15 protein-coding genes are annotated in these 21,166 nt (G+C 59.6%); 4 read left to right on the top strand and 11 right to left on the bottom strand.

What is annotated here, in order from left to right; all coding sequences use genetic code 11:
- Positions 1 to 39: 39 nt before the first annotated feature.
- From JDEN_RS12795 to JDEN_RS12760, 8 genes are all read right to left on the bottom strand, one after another.
- Complete coding sequence (locus JDEN_RS12795) at positions 40 to 999, bottom strand: D-alanine--D-alanine ligase family protein (RefSeq protein WP_015772793.1); 960 nt, start codon at positions 997 to 999, stop codon at positions 40 to 42.
- The gene (locus JDEN_RS12790) at positions 996 to 2,306 is read right to left on the bottom strand and encodes an aminotransferase-like domain-containing protein (protein WP_015772792.1); all 1,311 of its coding nucleotides are present in this window, start codon (positions 2,304 to 2,306) and stop codon (positions 996 to 998) included. Before JDEN_RS12790 ends, JDEN_RS12795 begins: the two co-directional genes overlap by 4 nt.
- A gap of 159 nt (positions 2,307 to 2,465) precedes the next feature.
- On the bottom strand, positions 2,466 to 2,795 hold the full coding sequence (gene trxA / locus JDEN_RS12785; protein WP_015772791.1) for a thioredoxin: 330 nt from the start codon (positions 2,793 to 2,795) through the stop codon (positions 2,466 to 2,468).
- 10 nt (positions 2,796 to 2,805) lie between these two features.
- Positions 2,806 to 3,747 (bottom strand): thioredoxin-disulfide reductase, encoded by a 942-nt coding sequence (gene trxB / locus JDEN_RS12780; RefSeq protein ID WP_015772790.1) that lies wholly within the window; start codon positions 3,745 to 3,747, stop codon positions 2,806 to 2,808.
- Between the two features lie 114 nt (positions 3,748 to 3,861).
- Positions 3,862 to 5,547: a protein kinase family protein gene (locus JDEN_RS12775; RefSeq protein ID WP_015772789.1), complete on the bottom strand. Its 1,686-nt coding sequence runs from the start codon at positions 5,545 to 5,547 to the stop codon at positions 3,862 to 3,864.
- A 66-nt stretch (positions 5,548 to 5,613) separates the two neighbouring features.
- Positions 5,614 to 7,272 (bottom strand): murein biosynthesis integral membrane protein MurJ, encoded by a 1,659-nt coding sequence (murJ, locus tag JDEN_RS12770; protein ID WP_015772788.1) that lies wholly within the window; start codon positions 7,270 to 7,272, stop codon positions 5,614 to 5,616.
- Complete coding sequence (locus tag JDEN_RS12765; protein ID WP_015772787.1) at positions 7,269 to 9,731, bottom strand: DUF6049 family protein; 2,463 nt, start codon at positions 9,729 to 9,731, stop codon at positions 7,269 to 7,271. The genes murJ and JDEN_RS12765 overlap by 4 nt, the downstream gene beginning before the upstream one ends.
- A gap of 34 nt (positions 9,732 to 9,765) precedes the next feature.
- Positions 9,766 to 10,386 (bottom strand): NUDIX hydrolase, encoded by a 621-nt coding sequence (locus tag JDEN_RS12760; RefSeq protein ID WP_015772786.1) that lies wholly within the window; start codon positions 10,384 to 10,386, stop codon positions 9,766 to 9,768.
- Positions 10,387 to 10,580: 194 nt separating this feature from the next.
- Here JDEN_RS12760 and JDEN_RS12755 point away from each other — a divergent pair, with 194 nt between their 5' ends.
- Positions 10,581 to 11,984: a CCA tRNA nucleotidyltransferase gene (locus JDEN_RS12755; RefSeq protein ID WP_083775234.1), complete on the top strand. Its 1,404-nt coding sequence runs from the start codon at positions 10,581 to 10,583 to the stop codon at positions 11,982 to 11,984.
- 60 nt (positions 11,985 to 12,044) lie between these two features.
- Here JDEN_RS12755 and JDEN_RS12750 read toward each other — a convergent pair whose 3' ends face one another.
- Positions 12,045 to 13,010 carry a DUF5692 family protein gene (locus JDEN_RS12750; RefSeq protein WP_015772784.1) on the bottom strand — a complete coding sequence of 322 codons (966 nt, stop codon included), beginning with the start codon at positions 13,008 to 13,010 and terminating at the stop codon, positions 12,045 to 12,047.
- A 90-nt stretch (positions 13,011 to 13,100) separates the two neighbouring features.
- Complete coding sequence (locus tag JDEN_RS12745) at positions 13,101 to 13,763, bottom strand: TetR/AcrR family transcriptional regulator (protein WP_015772783.1); 663 nt, start codon at positions 13,761 to 13,763, stop codon at positions 13,101 to 13,103.
- Positions 13,764 to 14,130: 367 nt separating this feature from the next.
- Here JDEN_RS12745 and JDEN_RS12740 point away from each other — a divergent pair, with 367 nt between their 5' ends.
- The 3 genes from JDEN_RS12740 (at position 14,131) to JDEN_RS13285 (ending at position 20,153) form a co-directional block, all read left to right on the top strand.
- Positions 14,131 to 15,726, top strand: coding sequence for an ABC-F family ATP-binding cassette domain-containing protein (locus JDEN_RS12740; protein WP_015772782.1), 1,596 nt, complete (start codon positions 14,131 to 14,133; stop codon positions 15,724 to 15,726).
- Positions 15,727 to 15,875: 149 nt separating this feature from the next.
- On the top strand, positions 15,876 to 16,934 hold the full coding sequence (locus JDEN_RS12735) for a pyridoxal-phosphate dependent enzyme (protein WP_015772781.1): 1,059 nt from the start codon (positions 15,876 to 15,878) through the stop codon (positions 16,932 to 16,934).
- Between the two features lie 12 nt (positions 16,935 to 16,946).
- Complete coding sequence (locus JDEN_RS13285) at positions 16,947 to 20,153, top strand: FAD/NAD(P)-binding protein (RefSeq protein ID WP_049754496.1); 3,207 nt, start codon at positions 16,947 to 16,949, stop codon at positions 20,151 to 20,153.
- On the opposite strand, the gene JDEN_RS12725 is transcribed toward JDEN_RS13285, so the two are convergent.
- A complete protein-coding gene (locus JDEN_RS12725; RefSeq protein ID WP_015772779.1) occupies positions 20,146 to 21,165 on the bottom strand; it encodes a glycosyltransferase family 2 protein in 1,020 nt (339 codons plus the stop codon). The genes JDEN_RS13285 and JDEN_RS12725 overlap by 8 nt on opposite strands.
- Between the last annotated feature and the right edge of the window lies 1 nt (position 21,166).

The following is a 21,166-nucleotide window of genomic DNA, read 5'->3' as shown; positions in this document are numbered from 1 at the left end:
GTTTTTGTGAATATTCGTCCCCGCACGAAGCAAAAAACGCTACTGCGCCGCCGAATCAGCAACAACCAACGCAGCACGAACCCACGACGAGTAAGCGTCAGGAAGAGACTGTCCAGAAGCAACAACAGCTTGAGGAAGAAGCGACGTCTCCGTCATCCCCGGCGCCACATTCACCTCAAGGAACCAGACCTGACCCTTACCATCAATAATGAGGTCCGAGCGTGACACATGCCGTAACCCCAACGTCGTGTGTGCGGTCAACGCAACACGGGCGGCCGCATCGGCAATTTCTGGGTCCAAACGAGCAGGCGTAAAATACTGGGTGCGACCTGGGTTATACCGAGCATCGTAATCATAAGGACCGTCAGTGATGATTTCCACGGCGGGGAGCGCCGTCACATCCGGCGACTCGACGACCGACACCGACACCTCAGTACCTGTAATTGCCTCTTCAATGAGAGCAAGATCGCCGTACGCAAAACAATCAACCAGTGCTTGCGGAAGCTGCTCCGCAGACGTCACCAAGGTGACACCCAACGCGGAGCCACCTTGAGCAGGCTTCACCACCAACGGTAGTCCAAGCTTGGCAGTGACCGGCTCCATGACAGAGCGTGCACCAAGTTCACGAAACAAACTCTGAGGCAAAGTCACGTACGAGGGCGTGAGGACACCAGCAGCAGCCAAGACGGCCTTTGCCACTGGTTTATTCCAGGCAACACGTGACTCCCGTGGGCGAGTGCCCAAATACGGCAAATCGAGAAGCTCAAGAACGTCACGGATTGACCCGTCCTCACCACTAGCCCCATGGAGCAACGGCCACACCAAATCGGGACGATGAGACTGAAGACGAGGAAGCAACTGGGCGTCCACATCAACAACAGAAACAGTCATACCGGTGCTGCGTAACGCCTCAGCAACCCGGCGTCCCGAGCGTAGAGACACGTCACGTTCATGGGAAAGCCCGCCAGCAAGAATGACAACAAAAGGGTGAGAGCTCATGCGATATCCGGTCCTGGTGCATCGACATCGGTGACGTCATCAAGTTGTGGGCTCGTCCCAAACAACTCCACGGCGTCGCGTTCTTGACTAACAACATGGGCGAGACGGCGAACACCCTCACGGATGTTGTCTTCAGTGGGATAACAGAAACTCAGCCGCATGTGATCGGCTCCGGTTCCGTCGTAGTAAAAAGCAGTACCAGGAACGTAGGCCACACGACCGGTGACCGCGCGCGGGAGCATCGACTTGGCATCCAATCCAGGGGGAAGTTTCACCCACGTGTAGAAACCACCATCAGGAACGTTCCACGATGCATCAGGCAGGTGTTCGCTCAACGCCGAGATCATCGCGTCGCGCCGACCCTTGTACATCGTTCGAAACTCAGCGATCTGCCCCTGCCAGTCACACTGTTCCAGGTAGGCAGAGATTGCGAGTTGCGATGCGTGAGAGGGACACAGGATGGCCGACTCAGCGGCTAACACCAGTTTCTCCCGGACAGCGTGCGGTGCGACCGCCCACCCGATACGGAAACCGGGGGCGAAAGTTTTTGAGAATGATCCCAGGTAGATAATGCCGTCTTCGTCGAAGGAACGCATCGCGGGGTGGGTGGTACCGTCGAACCCCAGGAGGCCGTAGGGGTTATCTTCCACAATGAGCAGGCCGTGTCGTTGGCAGATCTCAATGATTTCGTGGCGCCGTTCCAGAGAAATGGTGACGCCGGCAGGGTTGTGGAAATTCGGGATGGTGTAGAGAAACTTGGCGCGCCGCCCCTCGCGTTCCAGGCGGGTCAGAGTTTCTTCGAGAGCGGCAGGAATGAGGCCGTGTGCGTCCAGTGGAACGTGAGCAACGTCCGCCTCGTAGGACCGGAACACGGAGAGGGCCCCAACGTAGGAGGGTGCTTCGGCCACGATGACGTCACCGGGATCAATAAAAATCCTGGTGACAAGGTCTAGCGCTTGCTGGGAACCGGTTGTGACCACAACATCGTCAGGGTGTGCGCTGATTCCTTCGAGTCGCATGACGTCAAGGATGTGTTCACGGAGGCGTTCGTGGCCTTGCCCAGACCCGTATTGGAGTGCGACAAGCCCTTCGTGGAGGACAACGTCAGACACCGTCTTCGAGATGATGTCCATGGGAAGGTCGTTGAGGTTGGGCATCCCACCAGCCAGGGAGACCACTTCGGGGCGGTTAGCGACCGCGAATAACGCTCGCACCTCGGAGGCGCGCATGTTGTGAGCGCGTTGGGCGTAGGAGCCGAACCACGGGTCAAGCCGTGTTCCCTTACTTGGTGGTGTTTGAGCGGTCACCTAGCCAGTTTCGCATGCACGGCGGGTAATGTCCTACAGCAGCCCCGCGTTGCGTCACATGGTGGAATCATTGTGGGATTCTTTCACACCACATACACAGAGCGCGCACGATGGGGTAACACCTCCACCATGCGCGCTGTGAGTGGGTTGATGTGGACTCTACTGGGCGAGGACAGCGTCGATCTCTTGGGCGAGTTGACGACGTGGCCGTCCACCCACAATGGTCGCGACGACTTCTCCGCCCTTGTAGATGTTCAAGGTAGGGATGGACACGATGCCGTATTTCATCGTGGTGGCTGGGTTGGCATCAGTGTCGAGTTTCGCGATGGTGATGCGACCCGCGTATTCTTCAGCCAGCTCTTCAAGGATGGGTGCCACTTGGCGGCATGGCCCGCACCATTCCGCCCAAAAGTCGACGAGCACTGGAATGTCGGACTGGAGAACTGCGGTGTCGAAGGTTGCGTCGGTGACGGCAACAGTGTGTGACATGGTGTGTTCCTTAGTCGTTGAGGGATTCAAGGTAGTGCTGGGCGTCAAGTGCGGCGGAGCATCCTGAGCCGGCGGCAGTGATGGCTTGACGGTAGGTGTGGTCTACGAGGTCACCACAGGCGAAGACACCGGGCAGGTTGGTGAGGGTGGAGCGTCCTTTGACGAGAACGTACCCGTTGGCATCGGTGTCGACTTGGGTGTTGATGAGTTCGCTGCGTGGGTCGTGACCGATGGCAATAAAGACACCGGTGGCGTCGTGTTCGGTTTCTTCTTGGGTGACAGTGTCACGGAGGCGGACACCGCTCACTTTGTCGTCACCGTGAATGGCGACAACTTCACTGTTGAAGATGAACCGAATCTTTTCATTGTTCCGGGCCCGTTCTTCCATGATTTTCGATGCGCGTAGTTCGTCACGGCGGTGCACGATGGTGACGGAGCGGGCGAAGCGGGTAAGGAAAGTGGCTTCTTCCATGGCGGAGTCACCCCCACCGACAACGATGATGTCTTGGTCACGGAAGAAGAACCCATCGCAGGTGGCGCACCAGGAGACGCCTTTACCGGACAGTCGCTTTTCGTCGTCGAGACCGAGTTCCCGGTAGGCGGAACCGGTCGCGAGGATGATTGCTTTTGCACGGTAGGTGTCACCGTTTGCGGTGGTGATGGTTTTGATGTCTGAGGTGAGTTCGAGGGTTTCGGCGTCATCCCATTCGATGGTGGCGCCGAATGTTTCGGCTTGTTTTTGCATGTTTTCCATGAGTGCTGGACCCATGATGGCATCGGGGAAACCGGGGAAGTTCTCTACTTCTGTGGTGTTCATTAGAGCACCACCTGCGGTGATGGAGCCTGCGAGGACGAGTGGGGAAAGTCCGGCGCGGGCGGCGTAGATTGCCGCCGTGTATCCGGCTGGTCCGGAACCGATAATGATGACGTCGTGGGTTGCTGTGTCAGACACGTGGTTTCCTTCTGTTGGCGCAGGAGACTGTGGCGCGGTACCCGCGCGGTGCGGTGGTTGCGCTTAGGGTAACAAACTGATGTGTTTGTTTATTCTCGGGGCGCGGTGAGGGGGTTAGGCGACAGAGATTTCGTAGATGTAGGCCCGGTTGTCGGTGCCTTGTTGGGGGAGTTCGGTGAACCACAACACGAGGGTGTCCGTGGTGACAGGGGAGTCGAATTTCAGTTGTGTGTCGCCGTCGAGTGGGCCTTCGGCGAGGACTTTCCCATCAGTGGGTTTGTCCGCTGAGGTGGCACGAATTTGGACGTTCCCTCCGGTGTTGTCGGAGGAGATGAGCAGGGAGGAAACGGGTGCTTCCTTCTCGAGGGTGATGGCGATTCCGATGCCTTTTTTGAGGTTGCCGAACGCCGGGGTGCTGTAGGTGCGGGAGTACCACACTTGTGTGGGGTCGCCGTCAACCAGGCGGTCTTCGAGTTCGGGGTGTTCGTTCTCGTCGCCTTGGGGGTCCAGAGCTGTGGCGGATGCGATGACGGGGACGATGATTTCTTCGGGTGTTTGGGTGGGTTCGGCAGCACCGTTTCCGTCGTCGTCACCTGGGGCTGCGTCGCCGTCGGCGGGAGGTGTGGGGCGTCCCGATGGGGCGACAATGGCAGGCTCGTAGGGGGCATTGAAGGTGGTGACTGCCCAGATCAGTCCGCCCAGGAGCAGCACTCCGAAGAACACAAGGGTGATGATTGACGATGCGCGGTACCGGGAGGGTGGTTCGGTGTCGGGTTGAGGTAATGGTGTGCCGGTTCGTGCGGTGTTGGGGGAGTGGGCGAGGACGGAGGTGCGTTGGGGGACAGGTGGCTGGGTGTGTTGTGTCACGGTGGCTGTCTTCGCTGTGGTGGTTGCGGGCGGGATTGATTCTGGTGGTTTTTTCATCGTAGCGACTGGTGGTGTGCCGGGGACCCGGGAGATGCGGCCAGGGTTGAGTGCGACGCGGGTGCTTGTGCGTGTGACCTGGGTGGGGGCTGCATCGTCTGGGGATGTGGGGGTGGCGGGTGTGGCTGTGTCGTCGTCGAGGTACGGCACATCCTCGGGGTCCCACTCGGCGAGGTGGGCGAGGAAGGATTCAGCGCTGCGCACGGAGGCGGTGTTGGACATGAGGATACCGACGGTGAGTGTGGTGACGTCGGTGTCTCGGGTGGGGAGCGCATCGGTCAGCGGAATGATGCGGGGTTCTCGGGATGTGTAGTCCGGCATGATCCCGGTCAGCATGAAGTAGTAGAGGGCGGCTAGTCCGCGAATGTCTCGTTCGATGGCTTCGGTGGTTCCGAGGTTGTCGTTGTCGCCAAGAATGTTGCGGGCGGCAATTCCGTGGACGGCGATGCGTGACCCGGAGAGCCAAATGTGAGCGGGGGTGAGGTGCCCGTGCGGGTATTTGTGTTCGTGGGTGTGGTCGAGTGTCGTCGCGATGGTCCCGATGATTGCACGAGCCTGGGCGACGGGAAGTGGCCCAGAGGCCAGGAGGTCGAGGAGTGTGGTGCCTTGGGGTTTTTCGGTGATGACGTAGTGGTCGTCGCCTTTGCTGAGGATGTCAACGATCCTGATGAGACCGTCAGTGGTGAGTTGCGCGATGTCTCGGGCGGTGGCGAGGCTGTGGGCGCTCCGTGAGTGGGGGATGTCGTAGAGCAACACGTCGCGGGAGAAGATGCGGTCTGTGGCTTGCCAGGCTTGTCCGTGCCCCCAGGGTAGTTGGACGGGGAAGGACACGTCGTACCGGGCGACGATGACGGTACCTGGCTGCAGGTGTGCCACAGTGTCCTCCTTGTCTTGTGGCTGGTCGTTGTGTTTATCGTACGGGGTGGCTGGGGGTTTTTCGTCTCAGCGTCGTGAAATTTTGCGGCGAATGGGGGTAAGAAGTGCGGTGAGCTCTTGGACGCGCATCACTTGGAGGGTGAGAACGTAGAGAGCAACCATGACGGTGGTGACAAGAATGCAGATGAACACTGCCCACCACCATGTGTTGTCGGCGGTAAAGCCCCATACTCGCAGGACGAGGTAACCACCAGCCGAGGCGACGGCAGCAGCGACAACCAGTTGGACGTGGAGCCTGACAATACGTGCGACATCGAGTCCGTTGAGTCGTTCGGTAATTCCTCGTACGCGCAGGACAACGGCAACAAGGTTGGAGGCGGCCATGGACAGCCCAATGCCGAATACCCACCATTCCCCGGGGGTGGTGAGCATGGTGACGACTGCTCCACCGATGAGAACAATGACGACGGGGATTTGGAAGAGGAAAACGGACCGGCCGTCTTCGAAGGCAAAGTACACCCATTTCATCATGACCATTGCACCGAGGGGGACGAGTCCCAGTGCCATGGCAAACAACACCCGGGACACCGGGCCGACTTCTGCTGGGCTCAGTGTGGGGATGATGACTTTGGTGACGGGGACGGAGAGAACGAGGAAGAGTGCGGTGGCGAAAACAGTGAAGACGGCGATGACTCGCAGTCCTTGGGAGACGAGTTCGCGGACTTTACTGATGTCACCTGCGTTGACTGCAGCGCTCATCCCGGTGAACAGTGCGGTGGCAACGGAGACAGTGACCAGCGAGTGGGGCAGCAGGTAGATCATGAGCGCCTGGGTGTAGGCGGCGTTCCCTGCGACGACGTCGACACCGGCGGTTGATGCGTCGGGTGCTGCGGTGGCGATCTTTGTGGTGATCCAGACTGCGAGTTGGTCGAGCAGGATAGCGAGGGTGGTCCACAACCCCACTTTGCCTACGGTGCGTAACCCGAATCCGCGCAACCCAAAGCGGAGGGTCCAACGGAATCCGGACCGGTAGAGCGGGACCAGGAGGATGAGCGCCTGTGCCATGACACCTGCGGTTGCGGACACCCCGATGACGGCGACTTTAGGGCCGGTCCATTCGGATAGTGCGTCCACCTCGGTGATGGCATGGGGGCCAAAGATCCAGAGGAACAGCGCAAATCCGATGATAGAGATGACGTTGTTGAGTGCCGGGGCCCACATGTAGGGCCCGAATTGTTTCCTGGCGTTGAGGACTTGACCAAGGATTGTGTAGAGGCCGTAGAAGAACAGTTGGGGAATGCACCAGTACCCAAAGGCAACGGCGAGGCTGGTTTGTTCGGTGGTCCAGTCATTGGAGGTGTAGAGGGCGACAATGATGGTTGCTCCGGCTGTGCAGATCAGGGTGAGTGCCAGCAGGATGGTTGCGGAGAAGGTGAGGAGTTTGTCCACTTGTTCGTCACCGTTTTTTGCCCGGTAGGCGCGGGTGACTTGCGGGACGATGACGGCGTTGAGTACCCCACCGGCGATCATTGCGTACAAAATGTTGGGGATTTTGTTTGCGACGTCGAAGGCGTCTGCGGTGAGTCCGGTAGCGCCGAGAACCGCGACCAGCAAGATGTTACGGATGAGTCCTAACCCACGTGACACGGCCGTGCCTGAGGCCATGAGGAGGGAGCTTTTCCCTAACGATTGCGAGTTGTCGGTTGTGGGTGTCCCCGAACTCATGGGGTCTCCTTGGTGTCTGTGGGTGTGGCGTGTGGCGCGGTTTCGTCGGGTTGGTGGTGGCCGCCGTCGGTGTCGGCGGCTGGTCCGCCTTCAGTTTCCGCTTTCACGCGTTCAATGGTTTCGTGGACAGCTTGGGCGTCAGTGCGTTTTTGGGAGCGTCCTCGGCGCAAGGTTCGGATGATGCCGCCACCTAGGAGGAGGACAAGGAGAGCCCCAAGAACGAGGGTTCCGGTGTTTTCCCAGTCGGCTCTCACCCGCACGGTAAAGGGTTGCGCGCTGCGCGCAACGTCGCCGTTGTCGTTGAGGATGTCGATGGCGACGGTGACGTCTCCTGAGCCTGCTGCTTCGACGGGCACCCGAATGCCTGTTGAGGAGTAGGCGGGGACGATCACGCTGACGGTGTCGGTGACCTGCAGTGTTGATTCACTGGGCATGAGGCGAACTGTCACTGACACATCCTGGTCGAAGCGATTGCGAACCGTCAATGGGATCTCTGATCCAGTGGAGATGAGGTTGATGTCGGGGTTCGTGGAGACGTCGACTGCTTCTGCTCCTGCGAGGAGGGGTTCGCGTAGTTCGGTGAGGAGCGTGGAACGTTCCATGGGGTGGTCGCGCCAGGCAACGGAGAGGAGTGCGCTCAGAGTGGCACGTGTCTCGGGAAGGACTGCTGCTGGGTCGTCTGTGAGGGTTGCAAGATCATCGATGTGTGCACGGGCGTCGAGGAGTTCTTCGGTGAGCGTGGTGTCAGGTAGTCCGGCTCTAGGGTCGGCGGTTGATTCTGGTGATTGGATGGCCACGGAGGTGTCTGTTGCTCGCGCAGCGTTTGTGGCGAGTTCTTCGAGGGACACTTCCGTCACCCAAGGTAGTGAGCCGATTGCTTCGAGTTGGGCTTGGGCAACATCGGTGTTGGGATCCCAGGTGCGCGGTGTGCTGAGCACGACAGAGCGACGTTCGCTGGGGCGTTCCTTACCAAGGACCGCAAATTCAGCGGCAAACCGTTGCCGTGCGAGCACGGGGTTTGTGGTTCCTGGGGAGGCTAGTTGCTGGCTGAGTTCTTCGTCGGGTAGCAGAACTGTTGCGTCACCTGCGGGTGTGGTGACATCAATGGCGGCTGAGTCTGTGAACGTGCGGGTGGCGCTTTCCTCGATCGTGCCCGGGTCTGCGAGGACCCACGGTTGTCCGGCTCGCACCGAGGAGGCAACGTCGGCCAGGGTGGGGGCGACCCCAACGAACGATGCAACCCCTGTTTTCCAGCGTTCAATGGCGGGGGTGCTGTAGTTGTCCAGGCTGATAGGTGCTGGTGTCCCGCCTGCTGCCGCGTAGGCGGCGAGGTCTCCATCAAAGGGAAACAACGAGAAAATCTCGTGGTTGTCCAACGTGGTGAACGTGTCTAACCAGGTGGCCGCTGATTGTTGTTCGATGGTCGGTTCGTAGGTGTCACCGTCACCATCACCTTGGTCTGGGTCGTCACCCTCACTGTCATTGTTCAGTGGGGAGTCAGGGTTTTGGTCAGTGCCCGCATTGTCATCATTGGCTGTGTCTCCATCTCCACTGGAACTGTCATTGCTGTCGGTGCTGGTGTCGTCGCTGTTTTCACCACCGGCCTCGGTGCCAACTGGACTGGTCATGGGAGTGAGGACCGCATCGGCAAGCCCTTCCACATATTCCGGGTCAACGAGCAATGTGACATCACTGTGGTTGTCGACCACGTCGAGAACCCGGGCGAGGCGCGACCCTTCCATAGCGGCCTCCACGCGCTGAACAGCGGACTGGGTGCTGTCTGCTGTCGCCACGGCTGGACCCACAATCGGGACGGTAGTGGCCACATCGAGCAGCGGTTCCGCGTTCTCGTCACGCGAATCCCACACAAGGTAGGTATGCACCATGTCTAGCCGGGCAGAGTACTCACCGTCCTGGGTGCCGCCCAACACAAGGGACACCCCGCGCGGTCCCCACCCGGTTTCCCCACCAAGTAGGCCAAAAGATGATGCATCGACGGAAATCGAGGCACGACGTGATTGACCAGGCTTCAGGTTTGGTAACTCATCAGCCCCCATGTGGCTGCCCACAATCGCATCAATACCCTGTGATTCCCACGCATCGAGAACTGACCGTGTCGACATGCGATACCGCATGAGATTAAATGACACTGTTGCGTCACTGATCGTAGACTCGCCCGTGTTCGTGACCACCACTTCAATGGTCACCGTTGATGACGGTTTCACCAGCATCGGAGACAACCGGGCAACTCGCATCATCCCATTGATGGAATCACCGGCAGCAGCGTCAGCGCCACCATCTGTTGCTAGGGGAGCAGCAACCACCGAACGACTCAGGAGGGGAGAACTCCCCGCAGGAGTTGCACCCCACCACACGCTCGCAGTCAGCATCGCCAACACAACACCCACCACCCACACCACACGCAGGCGGAACAGCGCGAGAGAAAATCCCTGACGCATTAGTCCTCACAGTCCCAGACAGGCCACGCCAAGGTCACCGGTGGGGACGGAACCGGGGCAGCGGCCGCGAATCATTTAGGCGACGCTTAAGAAGAATCTCATGCGCCATCGCGGCAAGACGCCGCTCATTAGGGTAACTGAGACGTGTTTGCAGGTCAGCAAACGAGACCCACTCCACATCTTCCGCCTCAGAATCCGGGTCACCCTCCACTGTAAGGAACCCCCCCACAGCATCCAACAAGTAATGATGAACAACCTTGTGGACCCGACGATCATCACCGGTAAACCAATAATCAATCGACCCCAATGCGCGACGCACCACACCCATGATCCCTGTTTCTTCATGGATTTCACGCACCGCAGCTTCCTCTGCGGTCTCCACACCCTCTAAATGCCCTTTGGGGAGGCACCATTCCAAGCGTCCCGCACGGTTCCTGCGTGCGATGACCGCAGCATGGAACGAGGTTCCCATGATTGCGACAACTAATCCACCAGCGGAGGTTTCCTCCACAACGGGCAGATCCGAGGACTGCGCGTGGTGTGGGCTGTGATACACCGGGAAGTGGCGCCGGGCGTTGGGGTCTATCCTCAAGGGGTGGCCACCAGGCGGCGCAGGGACCGTTAATCGGTCATCTGGGCGCTCGTTGGTGGACATACCGTTACCTTATCGTCATCACTGAGACTTTGGGACTCGGCTGACCGACAGCCACCCAGAATCACCACATGATTCTGGTCTGAGAACTGACACCCAACAACCATCCAGGAGCACCACGCGTGACGTCGCACAACCCAGCACCACGACTTGATCGAGACCTCCTCCTTCGCCGAGTCACCGCCGTCCTGGAGCACATGAACCCCACCGTGATAGAACTCGGCGAGCTCTTTCACGCTGCGGGACACGAACTTGCCATTGTGGGCGGACCGGTGCGTGACGCGTTGCTGGGGCGGACTTCCCATGATCTCGATTTTGCGACGAGTGCTAGCCCGGATGAGACCGAAGCGCTGCTACGGACGTGGGGTGACAGTCACTGGGATATCGGAAAAGAGTTCGGCACCATCGGGGCGATGCGTCACGGCGTCAACGGCAGTGACGACATTGTCGTAGAAATCACCACATACCGTACTGACAAGTATGATCCCACCTCACGAAAACCGTTGGTCGCGTTCGGGGACACCCTCGACGGTGACCTGTCTCGACGTGACTTCACCGTGAATGCGATGGCTATTCGCCTTCCTGAGCTCACCTTCGCTGACCCATTTGATGGACTCAATGACCTATCTCATGGGCTACTTCGCACCCCCATTCGCCCTGAGCAGTCCTTTGATGACGACCCACTGCGGATGATGCGTGCTGCACGTTTTGCTGCGCAGTTGGGCTTCACCGTAGAACCGGACGCGTTCGCTGCTATTGCTGCCATGGCAGGGCGGATCAGTATTGTGTCGGCAGAACGTGTTCGGGACGAATTAACCAAACTGATGCTCAGTGCCCACCCAGTGACTGGCCTTGAGGTCCTGGTGAACACTGGGCTTGCACATCATGTCATCCCTGAGGTTCCCGGGATGAAAGAAGCAAGCGATGAACACAACCGGCACAAAGATGTGTATGCCCACACGATGACGGTGATCCAACAGGCCATCGACCTTGAGACTGGTCCTGACGGACCCGTTCCAGCCCCTGACCTTGTGTTACGGTTCGCGGCGTTGATGCATGACGTTGGGAAGCCTGCGACCCGAAAATTTGAACCCAATGGCACAGTGTCTTTCCACCACCATGAACTTGTTGGCGCGAAAATGACCGCAAAAAGGTTGCGTGCCCTGCGGTTTGACAAAGACACGATCAAGTCGGTGTCTCGGCTTGTGGAACTTCACCTTCGGTTCCATGGGTACGGTGAAGGTGCGTGGACGGATTCGGCGGTTCGCCGTTATGTCACCGATGCGGGGCCTCACCTGGAGCGGCTGCACCGGTTGACCCGCGCTGACTGTACGACCCGCAACAAGAACAAGGCCCGCCGTTTGTCGCGTGCCTACGATGATCTTGAACAACGCATTGTTGCGTTGCGGGAACAAGAGGAAATTGATGCGATCCGCCCTGACCTGAATGGCGAACAGATCATGGACATCCTTGGGATTGCTCCAGGGCGTGAGGTGGGACTCGCGTACAAATACTTACTTGAACTTCGGATGGATGAAGGCCCACTGGATGAGGACACTGCCAAGGAGCGTCTCCTTCAGTGGTGGGCACAACACAACTAAGACGGAGCGACTGTGCCGCTGTGACCACCCGACTGGTCACAGCGGCACAGAAACTGGTGCTTAAACGGTGACTGGTTCTTTCACACCGCCTGTGGGGTGCGCATCGTCTGTGCGCTCTGCCGCGATCGCTTGGAACGCTGCAAGTTCTGGGTACAGTTCGTCGTGCAGTGGGTGACGACGCTTGACGATGATCGTGCGCACCTGGTAGATCACCACGGCAATGTTGGCGATGAGCGAGATGAAGCTGACCACAAACAGTGCTGTCGGGTCGTGTGATGACTCCACCGCGAATGCTGAGTCAGACACGAATGTGGGAACGGCCATGGTGAACATCATCCAGAATGCCAACGTGTGGGCGCGGTGCTGCAACCAGGCTCCACGGCGAATAAAGAACGCTGGGATAGTGCAGGAAATGAGGAGGGCCGCCCCTGCGTAGAAGGAGTGGTCTCCAACGCAGTTGTACACGTAAGCGAAGTTCCACAGGTCGTAGGCGATGATCCAGAACCACAGCATGTCTGGCCACAGCATGTCTTTGAACCGGTCTCGGGTGACGAAGATACCGACCCACCCGCAGATGGTGACAAGGTTCAAGATCCCGGCAACACCGTTCATGATGTTCCAGGGGCCACCGATCATGTACACGCCGTCGACCATGCCTTCAGCGAATCCGGCAACCTGGAAGTCGCGGATGACCGCTTCGAGAATGTTCAAGCCAAGGATGGCTGGTGGAAACCACAACATGTATTTGTTGGCGGCGAGCCGTTCGTTGTATCGGATGAGCATGAACCCGATACACCCGGCGAGAGCGGAGTACACCTTCACCCAGTGGAACCATGTTCCGGTGGAAGATCCGGCCCCTGCTGTCTGTGGCCACACGAAGATGGTGAGCAGGATCGGCAGCACAATAAACAAACCAATGGCGGCTTTTTTGGACCACCGGACGAGTTCGTTGAGGCCTATGAGCGCCCCCAGGACAACAAACCACATGAGCACCTGATACCAGGTGAGAGATTCAAAGAGAAACACGATGTGCTCCTTATGACATGCCACATCGAGGTGGCGAGTGGGAATAATGTCAGACCCCTCTGAGCTGTTCCCGCGCGGTAGGAAGAAGGATTAGCCCGGCATAGGCGGCTCCCCGTGAGGTGTGTGCCGAGGCTCAAGTGTTGTCAGACGTGCGGGTGGCAGCCGCAGAATTTGGCGGGTGATGTCGATGAGGACGTCGTCGCCGACCGCAGGGTTATTCCGGGAAAGTCCAACAAGCCCGTAAATGAGAACATAGAACGTTTCGCGGACGTGAGAGATTTCGATTTTGTGTCGTGCGGCGTACGCCTCGATGGTGGTGAGTTCGAGGCAGTCAACGATGGCGGTGACAGCGCGGTGGAGGAAGCGGTTGTAGAGACCTGTATTTTCTACTCGCTGGAGTTCGGTGTGCATGGGGTCCATGGACCTCATGTGGGTGCGAAAAACCGTGATGCAGTCTTTCAGTGCTTTGTCGATGTTGCCGGGCTCTCGGGCGGCGTCCCATTCTTCGACGGCGCGCACGAACTCGGAGATGTAGTCGGCGAGGACCGCATCGACAATGGCGTCTTTGTCGGGGAAATAGTGGTAGATGAGGCCACGGGCGACTTTGACTTCACGGGCGAGGTCGGTGAAGGAGGTGCGTGCGATCCCACGGGTGGCAAAGAGGCGGCGTGCGGCGTTTGTGATGTCGCGCATCCGTTCGTCTGGTGCGGTTCGTGGGGCTCTCGATGTGGAGCGTGGTGTGTTGTCAGCCATGACCTGTCCTTGGTTCGGGCTTGGAAATGGTCTCCATTGACCTCATGCCTTCACAGTATGTCCACTATTGACAGACCGTCAATAAGTAGGGCTGAAGATGAGTCAAAAGTCCCGGCTAGTGTGGGCATCACGTCATCCTTGCGAAAGATGTCCACCAACCGATCGCCGCATCTCGCACAACCTTGTGCATGGCATAGGGCGATAAAAAACCTGACACGTTGACCGACACCTGGTTACTGTGGCCGCATGTGATGTTCCGTTGATTGACCCGCCACGCGCCCTGCTCATGCACTGAGCACGGTCCTTGTTTGCATCCGTCATCAACACACCCGCACGCTGACCACCGCAGTGCGTGCCAGGAGTTCTTATGTCATCACAACTTTCTCCAGCAGTAACTCTTCACAATGTCACCTACGAATGGCCCGACGGGAGCGTTGCTCTCGATTCGGTGTCAGGAACTTTTTTGCCTGGGCGCACGGGTCTTATCGGTCGTAACGGCAGTGGAAAGTCCACGCTGCTGAGGCTCATCGCAGGTGAACTCAGTCCCACAGATGGAACGATCACCCGCATCGGCGATGTGGCTTACTTGCCCCAAACGCTCACCCTCAACACCGCCACAACCGTGGCTGACCTCCTTGGCATCACCAACACAATCGCCGCGCTCCAGGCCATAGAGCAAGGCGACGTGGCAGAACACCACTTCGACACCATCGGTGATGACTGGGACATCGAAACGCGCGCCATGGAACAACTCCACAGTGTCGGACTATCCAACATCGCCCTTCACCGAAGCACGAACACTCTCTCTGGTGGCCAGGTGATGATCGCAGCCCTCACCGGATTGCGCCTGCGCACAGCACCCATCACACTACTTGACGAACCCACCAACAACCTGGACCGTTCCACCCGCCGTCACCTGTATCGGTACATAGAAAATTGGCCGGGAACGCTGGTAGTTGTGAGTCACGATCCAGCTCTCCTTGAGATCATGGGTACCACGACAGAACTCAGAGCAGGCACCCTCACCACGTTTGGTGGACCCTACAGTGCGTGGAGTGATGACCTTGCTGCGCAGCAAGCAGCCGCGGAGCAAGCTGCCCGCACCGCGAAAAACGCGTTGAAGGTGGAAAAGAAACAACGAATAGAGGCAGAAACACAACTGGCCCGCCGTGCCGCACAGGGCCGTAAAGCATCCACCTCCATGCCCCCGATCATTGCCGGGGGATTCAAGCGCAAAGCAGAAGCGACAGCTGGCGCCACCCGGCAACTCATGGATTCACGCATCGCCTCCGCGAAAATGGCGGTGGAAGCCGCTCAGTCCTTACTGAGGGACGACGAAGCCATCCATCTCACGTTGCCCGACCCTGACGTGCCACGGAGCCGACGGATCGCACAGTTACACGATGCGCACCAAACCATCCATGTGCAAGGGCCGGAACGGGTGGCGTTAGTAGGACCCAATGGGGTCGGAAAAACGAGGTTTCTCCAGCACCTTGTCCACCGCACCGAGCCGATGCCAGGCGGAGCCACCGGGGAGTTATTGATCGACCGGGTGGGGTATTTACCGCAACGCTTGATGGCATTGGAGGACAACCTCAGCGCTCTGGACAACATTGCCCCCTACGCACCCCACATGACCGTGGGGGAGTTACGCAACCAGTGTGCACGGCTGCTGTTGCGTGGTGACACGGTGCTGCGTCCCGTGGGTTCGCTGTCTGGTGGTGAGCGCTTTCGAGTCCACCTTGCACGGCTGCTTTTTGCCCAACCACCAGCCCAGTTACTCATCCTTGATGAGCCGACAAACAACCTGGACATGGACACAGTCACGCAGCTCGTTGATGCGCTATCCGAGTATCGTGGTGCACTCCTTGTGGTGAGCCATGATGACGGGGTGCTTGACCGTCTTGGCATCACCATGACGGTGGAAATGACCTCTGGCGGCGGGCTTCGGGTGATGCAGTGATGGGCCAAAAGCGCGAATTCTAGCCGGCGCAGCGCCGTTGCGCTGGCCATCGGGGGTGCACACGCTTCAGCGAGCGGATCTTCTGCTTTGGTGCCACTCTTGCTAGGTGCTATTCCGGCGCCACCGGGGTCAGGGAGTGAGGAGACACAATGACTGTGAACAAGCTTGTGCAGGTGAGCGATCGAGCTGACCACGAACTCCAGGGGCATACCGGTTTTGTGCCCACCCCGACAGTGCGCCTCGACCGCTTGTTTGCTGGTGCGGCGGGCCCCCAGGTGTTCGCAAAACTCGACAATCTGCAAGTGTCAGGAAGCACGAAGGAACGGACTGCTCAGTCCTTGCTCGATGCGGCATTTGCCAGTGGGCGGTTGCGGGTGGGCGGCACAGTTGTGGAGTCAACATCCGGGAATCTGGGGATGGCGTTGGCCCGCCAGTGTGCGTTGCGTGACGTGCAATTCATTGCGGTTGTTGATGAGCGAGCGAACGTGGCGGCCTGCACAGTGATGCGAGCTTATGGTGCCCATGTGGAGTTGGTGCCGACCCCCGGTGACGGGAACCGGTTGTGGGCCAGGGTTGAGCGGGTCCAGGAACTTATTGCCAAGATCCCTGGTGCGTTGACAACAAACCAGTACGGTAACGAGACAAACCCGCACGCGCATGCTGCCAGTACCTTCCCGGAGATCTGTGCGGAACTTGGTGGTGCTCCGGATCGGTTGTTTGTGGCGACGAGTACCACAGGTACGGTCCGTGGGTGTGTGGAAGCAGCGCAGGGCATGGGCGTGTCAACCCAGGTGGTCGCGGTGGATGCGGAGGGGTCAGCACTGTTTGGCGGTATCCCCGGGGAACGGTTGTTACCCGGCTTGGGGGCCGGGTTTGTGACGGAATTGTCGCGCCAGGCACACCCGCATGAGGTGGTGCGCATCGCGGAGCGGGACATGGTGCGCGGGTGTCGGGTGTTGGCTCGCCGTGAGGGGATTTTGGCGGGTGCCTCCACGGGTGCGCTGGTTGCAGCGGTGGGCCGCGCGTTGGTGGCGCATCCGCAGTCTGGTTCGGAGCGGTGGGTGTTCCTTGTGCATGATGGGGGTGTCCCTTATCTGCCCACTGTGTATGACGACAAGTGGGTGCATGACTCGTATGGTCTTGATGTGAGTCGTGATGAGTCGCTCAGTGCAGCGAACCCGTTTGTCACGTTGGTGGATGCCGCGTAAATGGTGGTGAGTATGAGGACAGATGCGCGGCCTGATTCGTGCCGTCGGGTTGCTGTGGTGGGGGCAGGGCCGAAGGCGTTGGCTGCGTTGGTGGAGTTGGAGCGGCTGCTTGCCGGTGAATCGTGGTCCACTGGTGGTGATCGGGGGCCTGTGCTCGGGCACGACAACCAGGTGCCGGTGTCCGTGTGGGATCCGGCGGAGGCTGGCCCAGGCGCTGTGTGGGATCCGGCGACACCGGTTCCGCTGATTATGAACGTGTCAGCGAGCATTGTTGACTTGTCGTGTCCGTCGTTTCCGTTGTCGTATGTGCAGTGGGCACAGTCGCATGAGTGTGCCGATGCGCGGGAGCAGTTTCCCCCTCGCGCCCGGATGGGTGAGTATTTGCGTGCGGTGTGGGGTGCGTTGAGTGCATCGCCGTGGTTGAGTGTGCACCATATTGCGCAGCGTGTGGTTTCTGTTGAGCCGGATGCGCAGGGGACCTGGACGGTTGTTGATGAGTCCGGTGCCCGGTCTGGCGGGTGGGGGTCGGTGCTCTTGGCAACAGGTCACCGGACCCCGGTGGGGTGTGGTGTGTATGAGCAGGTTCGGGACACGGTGGGGATGAGCGGTGCACCCGGTGAGGGTGACTGGGGTGAGGACGATTGTGGTGAGGTCGTCATTCGTGGTGCCGCGTTGACCGGCATTGACATGGTGTTGCTGGTGACCGAGGGGCGCGGGGGACAGTGGGTCACACGCGGTCACGAAGGTTCCAGTGAGTGGGAGTACGTGTCCTCAGGCAGAGAACCGAGGGTTGTGACATTGCTGTCCCGGTCCGGGATCCCGCTGTCCCCGAAACCGCAGCACACCCCAGGCCACTGGGGTGAGGTAGTGCGGTCTGTGACATGCCAATTGGTAGATGTGCCTCCCACCGAGGTGCTCACACAGCGCTGGTGGGACATTCTCCTTGATGCTGCACACAGCTTGGCGCACCACGTTGCGCCCGATGTGCTGTCTCGACAGCATTTGTGGGACGTGCTCACCCAACCAGATCACATCACCCCCAGCGGTGCCGTGCCTGCCTTCGACCCAGTGTCTGCGGATGCGCTGGCGCGCATGACCACCCACCTGCGCATGAACCATGGTGACCAACCACCAGACGCCCAGTGGGTGTGGGGGCGGGTGTGGAACCTGGGGTACCGCGACATCATCGGGTCGCTGAATCGCGGGCCACGTCCCCGCGCAGGGTGGGAATTGTTCCGTCACGTAGCGGTCAACGCGGAACGGTGGGCGTATGGTCCACCAGAAAAAACAGTGCGCAAACTGATTGCGCTCACCCAACGCGGGCTCCTGCGATGGGCCGTGACACCACCGGTGGCGGTGGGGGAGGAACACATCGTTCCAGCAGTGACACAACCAGCAGGAGTGCTCACACACCCGCGCCCGTGGGAAGGGGACACACCCACGCCAACCGATGCGCCCGACCCCCTGTGGCGCTCCCTGCTCACCAACGGTGATGTCACCGTCCGACCTGGAGAACGCGGGATCCTCACCGACCACACCACCACCTGCATCAACGCCAACGGAACCCCCACCCACGGGTTGCACGCACTAGGACGACCCACCGAAGACCCCATCATCGGACACGACACCCTCAACCACACCCTCCACGGCGACTGTGCCGCCTGGGCGGCGACCATCCACACCCGCCTCCACACGGCCGCAACCACACCAGCCCGCTACCCACACACGATGAAAGGAACACCAGTGTCCACCCCACTCCTGTGTCAAGGAGTCACCCCCCTCACCGCCCGCACCGAACCCTGGATGACCGCACTCCTCACCGACCCCAACCAGTGCGCCACCCTCCTCGACACCTACGGGTCACCACTCAACATCCACAACTTTGACCCCCTGACCCGCAACATCACCGAACTCACCAACACCGCCAGCCACCACGGCATCCGGTTCGCCGTTTACGTCGCCCGGAAAGCCAATAAAACCCTCAACCTCGTCACCGCCGCCCACACCCAAGGCGCCGGAATCGACGTGGCCAGCACCCGCGAACTACGCCAAACCCTCGCCGCTGGGGTTCCCGGCCCACGCATCGTCTTCTCCGCCGCCATCAAAACCCGCGACGCCATCACCGACGCCCTCCGCAACAACGTCACCATCAGCCTCGACAACCTCGACGAAGCCCACCTCGTCACCACCACCGCCCACACACTCGGGCTAACCGCCCACATCGCCTTCCGCCTCGCCATCACCGACCCCCACATTGCTCCCACCCGCTTCGGCCTCCCTGCAACCGACTGGCTCACCTGGCTCACCACCACCAACCACACCCACATCAGCGTCGACGGACTCCACTTCCACCTCAACGGGTACTCCGCCACCGAACGCGCCACCGCACTCCGCCACGCCATCACCACCATCGATGACCTCCGCGCTCGCGGGTGCCCGGCATCATTCATTGACATGGGTGGTGGTGTCCCCATGTCGTACCTTGACAATGGTGAGCAGTGGCACCAGTTCTGGGCTGCTGTTGACCGTCAACCTGCGAGTTCGTGCGAGGTGACGTGGCGTGGGGACCGTTTGGGTTTGGTTGATGCGGGCGCTGATCGCCCGTCGCCGTCCGTGTACCCCTATTACCAGGATGTGGTGCGTGGGGAGTGGCTGGAGAACATTGTGACCAGCCCGGTTGCGGCCCCCACCGTGCACGACGGGCATGGCTCTGATCGTCCCACACCGGACACCACCATTGCCGATGCGCTGGCCAGCCGTGACATCGAGTTACGGTGCGAACCGGGCCGGTCCATGCTTGACGGGTGCGGGATGACGTTGGCGCGGGTGATGTTCCGGAAACACACAAGCGATGGGGTGCCGCTGGTGGGGTTAGCGATGAACCGCACTCAGGTGCGGTCCACGTCGGTAGATTTTTTGGTGGATCCAGTCCTCGTACGCCCCACAGATGCGGGGGAACCCAACGAGCCTGGGTCAGGGTTCTTCGTGGGGGCGTACTGCATTGAAGAGGAACTGCTAGCACGCCGGCGATTTGTGTTTCCGCAGGGTGTGGCCGTGGGGGATATTGTGGCGTTCCCTAATACGGGCGGCTACCTCATGCACATTGTCGAGTCTGCGTCACACCAAATCCCGTTGGCCGCGAACATTGTCGCCACCGGTGACCGGTGGGAGCTCGACCCAGGAGACACCAGTGACGCAAGAGCAGGATCGACTAACTGAACCCGACTACCCGCCGGGCGATGTGATACGCGGCCACCGAAATTTTCCGGCCTGCGGACCCGGGTAGGTTACTTGTGGTCCCCACCAGGGACCGGCGCAACCGGGCATGCAGCCAGGCGTCTTTGGCGCGAATGTCATTCCACAACGCTGTGCGCGTGGCGAGATTCTCTCGCCCACCGGCGTGCAGAAGCACGATCGACGTGATGGCACAGACCACTTCCAGGTGGTGGATGAGGTAGGAGAACAGTTGAGTATCCACGCTTCCACGTGCCGGCATGGCATCAAGAAGGAGGCGAGTGACTTTCACGTGCTGATCGGAGCGGCGAATCATCACGTCGTGAGCTACTGATTGGTCGTCGCGGCCAATAAAGTACCGGTACAGATCAACATTGAGGTAGTACACCGTGCGGGTGTGGATCAGCGGCACAAAAACAAACAGATTATCCACATAGAACGTGTGCTCAGGGAGTTGCAATCCGGATGCGCGAATCACCTCAGTGCGGAAACACACGGCATGCATCATGAGGTGTTGTCGGGTACGGAAAGCGCCCACTTCTGACCACCCAAATGGACGGCCCTGCGGCATCACATTGGTGTACCGCGTGGCCGGACAGTGACGTGCTCCCTCGCGTTCCTTGACGAAGTTCGTGATAAACGCGTCGATGCGCACCCCACGCGACTCTTGCTCCACGATCGTTGATAGTAAGGCGCGTAGAGCATCACGGTTGAGCCAGTCATCGGAGTCAACAACCTTGACATACTCGCCGCGTGCGGCGGCGATTCCTGCGTTCACTGCACCACCGTGGCCGGCGTTGACCTGGTGGATGACCCGCACGACCTGGGGGTGTGCGAATGCGTAGGCGTCAGCGATTGCAGCAGTGTCATCGGTGGATCCATCGTTGACAATCACGACCTCAACACGGTCTTCACCAAGGAGTGAATCAATGCACCGGTGCAGGTAGGGTGCCGAGTTATAGGCGGGAACAACCAGGGTTAACAACGTGGCGGACATG

Source organism: Jonesia denitrificans DSM 20603 (assembly GCF_000024065.1).
In the GTDB taxonomy this organism is placed as follows: domain Bacteria; phylum Actinomycetota; class Actinomycetes; order Actinomycetales; family Cellulomonadaceae; genus Jonesia; species Jonesia denitrificans.
The sequence above is the reverse complement of the archived record's forward strand: the minus strand, read 5'-3'. Positions and strand labels throughout refer to the sequence as shown.